Source organism: Armatimonadota bacterium, assembly GCA_013314775.1.
Classification (GTDB): Bacteria; Armatimonadota; Zipacnadia; order Zipacnadales; family JABUFB01; genus JABUFB01.
Genome location: JABUFB010000006.1, coordinates 124,529 through 137,451 on the forward strand (window position 1 = coordinate 124,529; position 12,923 = coordinate 137,451).

11 protein-coding genes are annotated in these 12,923 nt (G+C 63.2%); 8 read left to right on the top strand and 3 right to left on the bottom strand.

Annotated elements, in window-relative coordinates; translation table 11 throughout:
- Positions 1-9: 9 nt before the first annotated feature.
- Positions 10-1,290 carry an HlyC/CorC family transporter gene (locus HPY44_06235; protein ID NSW55593.1) on the bottom strand — a complete coding sequence of 427 codons (1,281 nt, stop codon included), beginning with the start codon at positions 1,288-1,290 and terminating at the stop codon, positions 10-12.
- 221 nt (positions 1,291-1,511) lie between these two features.
- On the opposite strand from HPY44_06235, the gene HPY44_06240 reads away from it, so the two are divergent.
- From HPY44_06240 to HPY44_06275, 8 genes are all read left to right on the top strand, one after another.
- A complete protein-coding gene (locus HPY44_06240) occupies positions 1,512-1,664 on the top strand; it encodes a type II secretion system protein (GenBank protein ID NSW55594.1) in 153 nt (50 codons plus the stop codon).
- Positions 1,665-1,816: 152 nt separating this feature from the next.
- Entirely contained in the window at positions 1,817-3,325 is a 1,509-nt protein-coding gene (locus HPY44_06245) for an IS1182 family transposase (protein ID NSW55595.1), read from the top strand.
- Positions 3,326-3,473: 148 nt separating this feature from the next.
- Positions 3,474-4,088: a DUF1559 domain-containing protein gene (locus HPY44_06250; protein ID NSW55596.1), complete on the top strand. Its 615-nt coding sequence runs from the start codon at positions 3,474-3,476 to the stop codon at positions 4,086-4,088.
- Positions 4,089-4,329: 241 nt separating this feature from the next.
- Positions 4,330-5,193, top strand: coding sequence for a hypothetical protein (locus HPY44_06255; protein NSW55597.1), 864 nt, complete (start codon positions 4,330-4,332; stop codon positions 5,191-5,193).
- A 19-nt stretch (positions 5,194-5,212) separates the two neighbouring features.
- Complete coding sequence (locus tag HPY44_06260) at positions 5,213-5,755, top strand: bifunctional nuclease family protein (protein ID NSW55598.1); 543 nt, start codon at positions 5,213-5,215, stop codon at positions 5,753-5,755.
- Positions 5,752-8,709: a UPF0182 family protein gene (locus HPY44_06265; protein NSW55599.1), complete on the top strand. Its 2,958-nt coding sequence runs from the start codon at positions 5,752-5,754 to the stop codon at positions 8,707-8,709. Before HPY44_06260 ends, HPY44_06265 begins: the two co-directional genes overlap by 4 nt.
- The gene (locus HPY44_06270; GenBank protein NSW55600.1) at positions 8,706-9,404 is read left to right on the top strand and encodes an HAD-IA family hydrolase; all 699 of its coding nucleotides are present in this window, start codon (positions 8,706-8,708) and stop codon (positions 9,402-9,404) included. The genes HPY44_06265 and HPY44_06270 overlap by 4 nt, the downstream gene beginning before the upstream one ends.
- Before the next feature lie 105 nt (positions 9,405-9,509).
- Entirely contained in the window at positions 9,510-10,493 is a 984-nt protein-coding gene (locus tag HPY44_06275) for a hydrogenase expression protein (GenBank protein NSW55601.1), read from the top strand.
- 437 nt (positions 10,494-10,930) lie between these two features.
- Here the strand turns inward: HPY44_06275 and HPY44_06280 are convergent, their stop codons facing one another.
- Positions 10,931-11,581 carry a DUF1559 domain-containing protein gene (locus HPY44_06280; GenBank protein ID NSW55602.1) on the bottom strand — a complete coding sequence of 217 codons (651 nt, stop codon included), beginning with the start codon at positions 11,579-11,581 and terminating at the stop codon, positions 10,931-10,933.
- 17 nt (positions 11,582-11,598) lie between these two features.
- The gene (locus HPY44_06285; GenBank protein NSW55603.1) at positions 11,599-12,537 is read right to left on the bottom strand and encodes a bifunctional enoyl-CoA hydratase/phosphate acetyltransferase; all 939 of its coding nucleotides are present in this window, start codon (positions 12,535-12,537) and stop codon (positions 11,599-11,601) included.
- Positions 12,538-12,923: the final 386 nt, after the last annotated feature.

The window sequence follows — 12,923 nt, forward strand, 5'->3', positions numbered from 1 at the left end:
CGCCGGACATCAGCAACATGCATCCCCGTTCTCAGACCGCGGGCGCTCAATGACCCGGATGCGCTTGATGCGCGTGCCCTCGGTCTCCTCGATGACCAGCGTCAAACCGTCATAATCAACGGACTCTTCCACCACCGGCAGGTGACCGGCGATATCCATCACAAGTCCGCCCAGGCTCTCATACTGTTCTGTCGGCAATTCAGCGCCTGTGAGGTTATTCTCAAGTTCATGAAGGCTGACCCGGGCGTCGCACAGGAACTCCCCCGGACCCACCGGGATGATCTCCGGCTCTTCCTGATCGTCGTACTCGTCCCGGATGTCCCCGACGATTTCCTCCAGCAGATCCTCAACCGTCACAAGCCCGGCGGTCCCGCCGAACTCGTCCCGCGCAATCGCCATCGTGATCCGCTGGGCCTGTAGCCGCTTGAGGAGCTCGTCGGCCGCCAGGGTCTCCGGCACATGGTAAGCCGGCCGGCTTACGGTCCGCACCGGGTCTCCCAGGCGACCCTCCAGTGCGTAAGGGAGGAGGTCCTTGAGATTGAGAATCCCCACGATGTCATCCGGCGTGGAACGGTAGATCGGCAGCCGCGAATGCCGATGTTCGAGACCCAGTTCCAGCGCCTCCTGCAGCGTCTGGTTTTCTTCCACGCAGATCATGTCCGGCCGGGGGACCATGATCTGCGCCACCGTGTAGTCACCGAATTCCAGGACACCGCGGAGCATCCGGCGCTCGGTGGCCTCAATCGAGCCCTGTTCCTCGCCCTGCTCGATCATCGCCTTCAAATGGTCTTCGGTCACGCTGGGCAAGACCGTCCTTGCATGCACCCCGACCACGCGCAACATCAGCCGTGACAGCAGAGACATCGACAGGACCACGGGCATCAGCAGAACGGTGAAGAGAGCCACCGGTACCGAGCCGCGCAGTATCGTCTTCTCGGGGTTATGCGCGCCGTACTGGATAGGGATGACTTCGCAGAAGACGATTACCACCACCGCCATGACTATCGCTGCGACCACCGGGCCGTACGTGGGGTCGATCCGTATGGCGTACATGACCGCAAGGCGCTCAGCGGTGTAGTTTGCGGCGGTGATGACCACCAGAATGGTGGACAGGACGAGGGAGCGATTCTGTTGGAGAAGGCAAAGCAAGCGGGCGGTCCGAAGCCCCTGATCCCGCAGGTGACGCGCGCGGGTAGGCCCAACCGCCATGAACCCGACCTCCGCGGCGCTGAAGATCGGAGACAGCATCAGACAAAGGAGAAGTACACCTAGCTCGCCCTCAGGCGACACAGCAGGTACCCACCGTTTCAACGTGCCATCCGTCGATTGGAGTATAACATAGGCGGCAGAGACGAAGCAACAGACCGGGCGCCTGGTGCCAATGGTGCCCCGAGCGCGGCATGAAGCATCATCCTATCCACCCAACAAAGCCCGAACCGCGCGGCTTCAGGCAGGACCGGCGCTGCGCAATACGGCTGCGAGCAGTTATTGTGCCCATTCCAAGAAGGTCTATGGGGCCCGGAATTGGAATATACGTCTGTCACGGTCGGGTTGCCGCCGAGGGCGGGTATCACATTGGGCCCCCTGGGCCACAGAGAGAAGGTGGCTGCATGCGCAAAGGCTTCACCCTTATCGAGTTGCTCGTCGTCATTGCGATCATCTAATCGCTGAAAAAGTTGGGAGGTCTTGCGTGTTCATAGGGGAATCGTGGGTGTGAGGTGATGGCGTTGCAGCACAAAGACCTTCCCCGCACCCCTTCGCTGTATGACGACGTGATAGGGCTTCATACGTTCCTGCGGACCATCCGTTACGTCGGATCAATGCCGTTGTGGATTTTTCTTTCGTTCATGATCTTGTGGCGGACCTGTATCACGAAGATAATGGTCGTCCGGCCTACAACCCCGAAGTTCTCCTGCGCCTCATCTTTCTTCAATTGCAGTACAAGCTGTCGGACCGCGCGGTGATCGATCGAGCCCAGACGGACCATGCGTTCCGTTTGTTTTTGGGTTTGGATTGGGACGACGAATTGCCGCATCCTACCAGTCTCACGAAGTTTCGCCAGCGACTTGGGGAAGAGCGGTTCAAGGCGGTGTTCCACGGTTTTTTGCGCCAGGCTTTGGAGCGCAAGTTGGTGAGCAATAAGCGTTTGCTGATCGACAGCTTCAACGTGCAGGCGGACATCGCCGTGCCGGGTTTTCGCACTTTGCTGGACCGGATCATCAGCCGCGCTTTGAGGTCTTTGGAAGCCAGCGGCATGGATGTAACGGCGCTGCGTGAAGGGCATGCATCTTTGCGGGAAGACAAGTCGTACCAGTTGGGGACGGAGTTTCGCAAGCAACTGCTGGAAGAATGGCTGGCTTTAGCGGAGTTGGTTGCGGAAGCTTTGGAAGAGTTGGAGCGCCCAACGGTGGCGCAAGCGGAGGCTTTGGAACTGCTCAATGATGCGCTTGAGCGGTGGGAGAATCACGGCAAGCGGAACGTGAAGAAGGACGACTTGCTCAGCGATGTGGACCCGGATGCGCGGTGGGGTCGCAAGAAGCGGGGGAAACAGGTTCAGGCGGGCTATAGCGAGCAATTGGCGGTGGATGCCGAGTATGGGATTGTGACCCATGTCGAAGTGGTTCCGGGCAATACGGATGACAGTGAGATGTTGGTGGCGGTGGTGGAAGGGCACCAGGAGAGTGTGGGCGACGCGCCGCGTGAAGTGGTTGCGGATAGCAAGTACCAAAGCGGTGAGAATCGGGCGTATCTGCAGGATCGAGGGATCGAAGATCACATCGCCGCTCCGACGCCAAAGGGGAGCAAGCAGGGGAAGTTCTCGGTGTCGGATTTCGCCGTGGAGTTCGACAGTGAAGGGGTGCCGACCGTTGCGCTGTGTCCCGCGGGACAGATATCCGAATGTCCTCGCTGGCGCAAGGCGACCCATGCGTGGGTATTTCAGTTCACCAAGGCGCAATGCGAAGGCTGCCCCTTGCGCGAGCGTTGCAGTAAGCAGAAGCGGGGTCGGCAATTGTCGGTGGATCGGCATTATCCGTTGACCGAAAAAGCGCGAGTGCAACAAGCCGGGGCCGCGGGTGAGGAAGCACAGATTGCGCGCCTGGGCATCGAGCGTCAGTTCGCGTACCAGCAACGCCAAGGCGGGCGCCGCACGCGGTATCGAGGACTGACGAAGAATCGGATGTGGGGTTGGGCGTGGGGGATGTACCTGAACATCACTCGGATGGCGAAGCTACTGTGGCAACCGGTGGTGTCGGCAGCGGTCTGGGAGGGCAGTGACAAGGAAAGAACCGCCAGATACCCAGGCGGGAGTGTGGCTGTTTGCTAAAAAGCGGGGGAAAAGGGATGTAACCGCAACAGAATGGCCTTCAGAGCGCCTGTAAACGGCTCACGTTGAGAGAAAAGGGCCCGGGCCTTCAAAAAAGACGGCCAGAGCGACGCGTAACACCCCGCCAATGGGGTTGTTCAGCGATTAGATCATCGCCATTCTGGCGGCGATCCTGTTCCCCGTCTTCGCCAGGGCGCGGGAGAAAGCGCGTCAGGCCTCGTGTCTGAGCAATGTCAAGCAGCTGATGCTCGCCGTGAACATGTACCAGTCGGACTACGACGGCTTCTTTCCTTACTCGACGAACTACGCCCCCTGGGGTACCTGGTACACCTACTTCCTGGCGCCGTACATCAAGAATGACCAGATGATCCGCTGCCCATCGAACCCCACCTGGCCAACCGGCTACGCCTACAATATCCAGTTCGGGTACTTCCCCGGCCGGCAGATCAGCCCGCCGCGAACCGGAGCCATGTACGATGGCGTGCACGAAGCCAAGGTCAGTAGCCCCGCGGAACGCATTGTGATCTGCGACGGAACCCTCGGCTATTACTGGATGCGCAATGTTCTGGCGTACACCGACTCGCAGGCGGTCGGCCTGTGCTGGCGGTTCTTCCCGCAGACCACCCGGGCCACCATGGAGAGCATGTACAACTGGCCCGACGCGGGCCTTCATAACGGCGGCATCAACTGCGGCTTCGCCGACGGTCACGCAAAGTGGATGGGCCTGAGCCAGGTGCTCGAGCCCACCCTCTGGTTCCCGTAGGCGTCGCCGTCCACCCGGATCTGCACGGCCGGAGGAGCCTTCTGCGCCCGGCTCCTCCGGCCGTCATGTCTCTCCCCTTCCGCGGTCCCGCCTCGCGTTGACTTGCCCCATGCCCTGTGCTAAACTCTCAGCTGTCTGACTGGAAACGGACGCGGAGATTGCGGAATCCGTGCACGTCCTGCCCCTTGCGAGGCAGGCTTTTCTTTCAGGGGACCCGGAAGTCCGGGCCCGGACGCGAGACATGGCCAGGATCAAGTGGACCCGGGACCGCATCGTCCTCGAAATCCGCAGGCTCCACGCGCGGGGCGAGCGACTGACATCCCGCAGAATGGCAGCAATCGGGCTGGGCGGGATGGTGACCACCGCCTACAAGCTCTTCGGTTCCTGGAGCGCAGCGATTCAGGCCGCGGGGGTGCCGGCGCCGGTGTCCGAGCCACACCGGTGGACGCTGGAGAGAATCACCACCGAAATCCTCCGGCTGGCGCGAGAGGGAAGGCCCCTTTCCTACGCCCAGGTGCGCAAGACACACCGCGCTCTCGTGGACGCAGCCTACCGTAACCCGGCGCTGGGCAACTGGGAGCGGGCGCTCCAGGCCGCCGGGCTCGATCCCGATCGGCACCAGCAGCGCAACAAGCGAACCCGCCAGAGTATCATCAACGAGATTCGCGAGATCGCGGGACGGGGTGAGCCCCTGTCTTTCGCACATGTTCGCGCGCAGTATCCCAGGCTCGCGTCCGCGGCGGTGAGTGAGAGCCAGTTCGGCTCCTGGGCCGCCGCCGTTGAGGCCGCCGGGTTTGACTACGAGGAGCACCGGCAGAGGCGACGTTGGACACGGGAGCGCATCCTCGCTACCATCAAACGCCTTCACGCCTCCGGCCAGCCGCTCAACTCCGCGTGGCTGAGCAGGAACGGGTACGGTGCGCTTGTGGTTGCAGCCCGGCGACCCGGGATGTTCGGAAGCTGGCCCGACGCCGTGGAGTGCGCCGGTATCGACTATGAGCAGGCGCGCAGGGCCGGCCTCCAGGCTTCGCGCAGTCTCAACGCTGGGGCTGTCGAGCCGGATCAGACCGGCGGTCGTTGTGGGAACGATCGCGGCGGAAACTGACGCGCAGGGGTTGAGATCCATGGTTGAGATGCACGTGCATCGTGTGCTGATGAACCCGCAGGGGCAGGCCTTCGTGCTGCTGGAGGACCCCACTGGAGACCGGCTCCTGCCCATCTGGATCGGCCAGTTCGAGGCAACAGCGATCGCTTGGAAGCTTGAGGAGCAGGTTTTCGAGCGCCCCCTCACTCACGACCTGTTTATCAACGCACTGGCTGCCGTAGGGTACGAGATCGTGCGCGTTGATGTGACAAAACTGGAAAACCGAATCTTCTACGCGCTTCTGACGCTCTCTGACGGCAAGAGGGAAGTCCAGGTGGACAGCCGGCCCAGTGACGCCCTGGCTCTCGCGGTCCGGGCGCACGCGGACATATACGTGGCCGAGCAGGTGCTGGATGAAGCGCAGATCTTGCGCCACGAGATTGACGAGAAGGCCGAAGTCGAGAAATTCCGCGAGCTTATTGAGTTAGGGTTGTCCAGGGACCTTGAGGGGGCCGAAGAGGACCTGGGCGATGCTGATGAAGACGCAGAACCCGGCCAGGCAGACATGGAGGACGATCAGTGACGCTTTCTTCGCGCATTTTCAGTTGGGTCTTCGGGGTCATCTTCCTGCTGATCCTCATCGCCAAAGCCCTGACCCTGTGGACCGACTATCTCTGGTTCGGCGTCATGGGCCAGCCCGCCGTTTTCAGCACCATCCTGTGGACCCGCGTCGTTCTGGGCCTCGTGGTCGGTGTCCTGTTTTTCGCCTGGATCTGGATCAACCTGCGCATCGCCCGCAAGCCCCTGCCGGCTAACGTCACGCTGATCGGCAAGCGCCTCATGCCCGAGGAAGAGCGCGCACAGGTGGAGGAGTACGCCGACAAGGCGCTGCTCGTCTTCGCCCTCATCGCGGGGCTCATGGCGGGACTCGTGGCCAGCAGCAAGTGGCTGCCGTGGCTGCAGTTCACCCATGCCGTAGACTTCGGCGACACCGACCCACTCTTCAACCGCGACGCAGGCTTCTACGTGTTCAAGCTGTCCTTCCTGCAGTACGTCTACCGCACCGCGTTCTACGGCGTGATCATCGCCCTGGTCACCTCCACACTGGTTCATCTCTACCAGGAAGCGATCCGCATCGCCGGCAATACCATTCAGACCATCGGCCGGGCCCGCGCCCACGTCTACTCGCTGGTGGCCGTCGCTCTGCTTCTCAAGGTCTGGGGCTACCACCTGGACATGCTGGCCCTGGTCTTCTCCCGGCGCGGCGGCTCCTTCTCCGGCGCTGCGTATGCCGACGTCTACGGTCGTATGCCGGTCATGTACGCTCTCATGGCCCTTTGCGTCATCGCGGCCGTGGTGATTCTCAGCCAGATCCGCTCTCGCCGCCTCTTCTGGCCGGTAGGGGCACTTGCGGTGGTCATCCTCTTCTCCATGCTCGGCGGCAGCGTCTACCCGGCGCTGGTGCAAAAGCTCGTGGTCCTGCCCACTCAGCTCGAGAAAGAGCAGCGGTTCATTGAGTACAACATCGCGGCGACCAATAAGGCTTTCGACCTGGCGGGCATCGACAACCGTATACACGATGTGAGCGGGCAGTTGACCTGGAAGGACATCGAAGCAAACCGGGGCACCATCGACAATATCCGCCTTTGGGATCACCGCCCATTGGAGCGCACCATGGACCAGACCCAGGCGCTCCGGGCTTACTATGACTTCCCCGATGTCGACGTAGACCGCTATACGGTGGATGGCCGCTATCGCCAGGTCATGCTGGCCCCGCGACAGATCGACTCCAACAAGATCCCGCCACCGAAATCCTGGGTGAACGAGCGCCTGCAGTACACCCACGGCTACGGCGTAGCCGCCGCGCCTGTCTCGGAGATTGAGCGCGGGGAATCAGACGAGGGTCTGCCGAAATGGTGGGTCAAGGACATCCCGCCCCAGAGCGTTGAGGGCATGGAGATCGACGAGGACCGCGCGGGCATCTATTTCTACGCCAGCATCCACCCGCGGTATATCGAGTACATCCAGCGCATTGACCGCAGGGAGCGCGCCGGCACCCCCGAACCCGAAGGCGGCCAGGCGCAACAGCAGCCTGACGGCCCTGGCGGTCCGGGAGCCGCGACTGACCGCCCCGGCGCCGCGGACCAGAAACTCATGGACGAACCCCTCGCGAAGATCGAGGACTTCGTCCTGGTGAACACCGAAGAGAAGGAACTGCACTACCCGCGTCTCGCCCAGGGCGCCAGTGATGACCCCAATGCCACGGGCGCCGACAGCAACGCCTACCACAACTACTCCGGCAAGAGCGGCGTCCCCATCGGCGGCTTTTTCCGCCGCCTGGCCTTCTTCGCGCGCTTCCACGATCTGAACCTGCTGCTCACCCAGTCTCTCAACAAGGACAGCAAGGTCATCATCAACCGCACCTTGCCCGAGCGCATCCAGGCTTTGATGCCCTACTTCGCCATCTGCGATCCGGACCCGTACATCTGCATCATCGACGGGAGGCTCACCTGGATCAACGATGTCTACACCTACACCCGCATGTACCCGTACTCCACCCCACACAGGGTGGTGCCGGTCAACTATCTGCGCAACTCCATCAAGGTCACCGTGGATGCCTACGACGGCATCCCCGAGTTCTACGTGGTGGACGACGCGGACCCGATGGTGAAGTGCTACCAGAAGATCTTCCCGACGCTCTTCAAGACCGAGCCTGCCCCGGCGAAGGTGCGCGAACATTTCCGCTACCCGCAGCTTCTGTTCATGGTGCAGGCCGAAATGTACGCCGACTACCACATGCGCGACGCGAAGACCTTCTACCAGCGCGAGGACAGCTGGTCCATCGCCACCGAGCTCTACGCAGCCGAACCGCGCATGGTGGAGGCCTACTACGTGATCATGAAGCTCCCCGGCGAGGACCGCGAGGAGTTCCTGCTCATGATCCCCTTCACCCTCCGTGGCCGCGAGGACCGCAATATGGTGGCCTGGATGGCCGCCCGGTGCGATGGCGACAGGTATGGCGAACTCGTCTGCTTCAAGATGCCCAAGAGCGTCCTGGTTGAGGGCCCGATGCAGGTTGAGACACGGGTCAGCCAGAACCGCGGGTTCTCCGAGCGCCAGACCCTCTGGAGCCAGAAGGGCTCGACCATCATCCGCGGCAATATGCTGGTGATCCCGGTCGAGGACTCCCTGCTCTACGCCGAACCGATCTACATCGCGGGCTCGGTCAGCGCCATTCCTGAGCTCAAGCTCGTGGTCCTGGTCCACAACAAGAGGGTCGCGCTTGGTGATGACCTCGAAGACGCCCTGCGCAAGCTCTTCGGCGAACCCGGCGCCAATGCCCCGGCCGCAAAACCGACCACGGAGATCGACGCCCCGCGTCCGCCCGCGGGCAATGTGCTGCAACTGCTCGACAAAGCCCTGCAACTGGACGGGCAGGCCCAGCAGGCCCTGTCATCCGGAGATCTCGGCGAATACCAGCGCCTGCACCGTGAGATCAGCGATATCCTGCGCGAGGCCAAGGGCCGCGCGGAGTGAGTGATGCCCGCAGGATGACCGCCGGACAGTTGGAGCAGATCCGCGCCGTGGTGTTCGACTTCGACGGCACGCTGGCGGAGACGGAGATCGACTTCGCCGAAATGCGCCGCCGGACCGTGGAGCACATCAAGTCCTGGGGTCTGTGGGAAGAGGGCATGGACCGGGACCGCTATGTTTTGGAGCTCATCGACCACGCGGCGGCCAAACTTGCGTCCGGCAACGGCGCGGTGGATGAATACCGGCGCGAGGCGGCGCAGATTCTGGAAGACGTGGAAATGCTGACCTGCCCAGGCGCGCGACCGTACCCGGGCATCCAGGAGATGCTGAACGCCCTGCGCACACGGGGGCTGCGGGTGGGAATTGTGACCCGCAACTGCCGCCGAGGGGTGCGGGCCGTCACGGAGAACCATCACCTGCACCACGACGTCCTGCTGACCCGGGACGACGTGGCGCGGGTCAAGCCCGACCCGGAACACCTGCTGCTGGCACTGGCGCGGCTTGAGGTCGAGCCCTCCGGCGCGCTCATGGTCGGCGATCACATCACCGACATCCAGGTGGGCAAGGCCGCGCGGACATTCACCTGCGGCGTGCTTACCGCCAGGACCGAGCGCGAGGCCTTCGTCACCGCTGGAGCCGATCTGATCCTGGATAGCGCCGCCGACCTGGTCCACATCATCTGCATCGCCGACAATTGACGCACCGCGCCGCGCATCCACTCTCCGGACAGGCCCCGCGCCTGTCCGGTTGCGCATGGGGTGAAACCCGTGGACGACCGCACCCTCCCCGTGGGGAAGCTCGACATGCACCTGCTCGCCGAGCTCATCGGTGACCTGCCCCGGGACCCCGGCGTCGTCGTGGGCTCGGGAATCGGCTGCGATGTCGCTGTGCTGGACATCGGCGCACCGTACTACCTGCTCCTGAAGAGCGACCCCATCACCTTCGCCACCGACGAGATTGGGCACTACGCGGTGACCGTGAACGTGAATGACATCGCCTGCGCGGGCGGCCTGCCCCGCTGGCTCGTGGCCACCCTCCTGCTGCCCGAAACCACCACCACCGAGGCGCTCGTCCGCGACATCTTCAGACAACTGCGCCAGGCCTGCGCGCGCCACGGCGTGCTGCTGGTCGGCGGGCACACCGAAGTCACCCACGGTCTGGACCGGCCCATCATCGTCTGCGGGATGGTCGGGGACGTGCCCGTGGATCGCCTGGTCACCAGTGGGGGCGCGAAGCCCGGCGATGCGCTCCTGCTCACCAAGGGCATCGCCGTGGAGGGAACGTCGCTCATCGCCCGGGAGAAGCGCGCGGAACTGCTATCTGCCGGCTTCGAGGGGCCGTTCATCAATCGGTGCGCGGGGATGCTGCACGAGCCGGGGATCTGTGTTCTGGACGAGGCGCGTGCCGCAAGTCTCGCCGCGCCGGTTCACGCCATGCACGACCCGACAGAGGGGGGAGTGGCCACGGGGATTTGGGAACTTGCGGACGCCGCCGGTGTGGGGATGCGGGTGGATGGGGACGCGCTGCCGGTCTTCCCCGAGACCCGCGCGCTTTGCGCTCATTTCGGACTGGACCCGCTGGGCCTGATCGCCTCCGGGGCGCTACTCATCGCCGCGGCGCCAGGAGACGCCTCGACCATCATCGAAGCCTGCGCGCGCCGGCAGATTCCCTGCGCCGTCATCGGCGCGGTCACGGAGCCAGGAACCGGCTGCATACTCGTGACGGATGGCGCCGAAACCCGCCTCCCCCGCTTCGACCAGGACGAGATCGGCAAGCTGTTCGGGTAACGGACCCGCTCGAACACATTGTTGCGGCGCCGTTTGTCGCCACCCGACCCAACACATTGTAGGAGCGGGCTTGCCCGCGACGCCGTCCTTTTTCAGATGCCACACCACAGACTGTCACGGGTCCCGTGCTCTGGACGGCGAGCACACCCGTGACCTGACCTGCCGCCGTGAACCGGAAGACGCGCCCCGACGCGGGGTGCTTCGTCGGTGGAGCACTGTCGTTCAGTGCCACCCGACCCAACACATTGTAGGAGCGGGCTTGCCCGCGACGCCGTCCTTTTTCAGATGCCACACCACAGACTGTCACGGGTCGCGTGCTCTTGACGGCGAGCACACCCGTGACCTGACCTGCCGCCGTGAACCGGAAGACGCGCCCCGGCGCGTGGTGCTTCTTCGGTGGAGCACTGCTTTTCGTAGCAGCGCCACCCGCCGCCCTCCTACTTGAACACCTGCCGTACCTCGCCACCCTGGAACTTGACATGACCGTCGAGGTAACAGATGTTGATCGAGCCATTATGGGAGTCGTGCAGCGTGACCCCGTGCTGTTCCCGGGTCAGCTTGCACCAGCCATCCGAGAACAGCCACGACTGGCTGTCCCACGACTCGGTCATCACCCGCGGGAAATTGCCGTAGTTTGAGCTCAGAAAGCCCCAGCAGACCCAGGTGCTCCAGTTGGGCTTTGCGGGCGCAACGGTCCCCGGCGCCTGGTCATAGCTGAAGCAGTAGTAGCTGATGTTCCCCGCCGCGATGTTCGCGTCCGTCGCCACGAAGTCCGGCATCCAGGTTGCGATCTTGCTGGCCGACGGGCAGTACATAATCTGCCGATTCTTGATGTACGGCAGTATCTGCGCCACCAATCGCGAATGTGTGGTGCTGCTGTTGCAGGCGTGGTAGTCGCAGGGCATCATCTCGTCGAAATCCTGGGCGTACATGTGGGCCGCGAGCCCAAGCTGCCGCAGGTTCGAGACACATGATGTACGCCGCGCCGCTTCCCGCGCTCGGGCGAATACCGGGAACAGGATCGCAGCCAGGATCGCGATGATCGCGATCACCACGAGCAACTCAATCAGTGTGAACCCTCTGCGCATCGGTTCGCTCCTGTTTTCTAGAAATGAACTCGTCCTATCTTCAGCCTGCCGGTTCTCTGCAGGCCGGCCATGAGCACCGCCGCGGCGATGGAGTACATCTTCGCCTCGGCCGAATCGGCCCTGGAGGTCAGGACCACCGGGGCAGCCGCACCCACAAGCACCCCCGCCAATCTCCCACCACCAAGGAAGACAAAGGACTTCGCCAGAATGTTCCCGGCTTCGATGTTCGGGCAGACCAGTATATCGCAGTCGCCCGCCACGTCACCGGGTATCTTCTTCTCCCTCGCCGCCTCAACGCTCACCGCATTGTCCAGCGCCAGCGGACCGTCAACCCGGCAAGTCGGGAACTGGTTCCGGTGCTCCATGGCGTGCAGCGCCGCCGCGTCGAGAGTGGCCTGCATCTTCGGGTTGACCTGCTCCGTTGCCGCGAGCACGCCTACCTTCGGGTCGTCGATCCCAAGGCAGTTGGCAAGATACACCGCGTTCAGGATGATTTCCGCCTTGCCCTCCAAATCCGGCGCAATATTCATCGCCGCATCCGTCACCAGTGTCAGTTTTCCCCGGCGAGTGGTTTCCAGGATGAACACGTGGGACATGATGGTGTCCGTGCGCAACCCGGTCTCTCGAGATAACAGCGCCCGCAGGAAGTCGTCCGTGTGGATATGCCCCTTCATCAGGATATCCGCTCGGCCCTCGCGCACCGTGAGACAGGCCGTCCGGGCGGCCTTCAGATCGTCCGGCTCATCCACGATTTCCACGCCGTCGCCGCTCAGTCCTGCCTCTTCGCAGAGCCGCTCAATCTCGGCGCGGTTTCCGACCAGCACCGCCCCCACGATGTCCCGGTCTCGAGCGGTCTTGACCGCTTCGACTACGCTGGCCTGGGCTGCCACCGCCACGGCCACGGTCTGCCTTGGATGCTCGCGGATTGCGTCGAGGATTCCGTCCAGGCTGGTGATCATGCGGAGATTCCTCCTCGGTAATTGTCGGCGCGCCTTCGGGCTTCTCCAGGCGGGTGTTGGTGCGCAGTTGACCACAGGCGGCATCGCTCTCCGCGCCCTTGCTTCGGCGCAGGCTTACATTGAGCCGGTACCTGCGGCACTGGTGGATGAACGCCCAGGCGCGGTCACGATCCGGAGCCTTCATGGTCGTGTGGGCCACCGGGTTGAGCGGGATCACATTCAGATGGTGCGGCTGCCCGGTGAGCAGTTCCCCCAGCGCCTTCGCATGATCCAGATCGTCGTTCACGCCGTCGATCAGCACATACGCGAAGGTCACCGGCTGCCCCCCATGGGCCTTGCTGAACTCCGCGCAGGCGCTCAGTATGTCAGCGATGGGCCAGCGC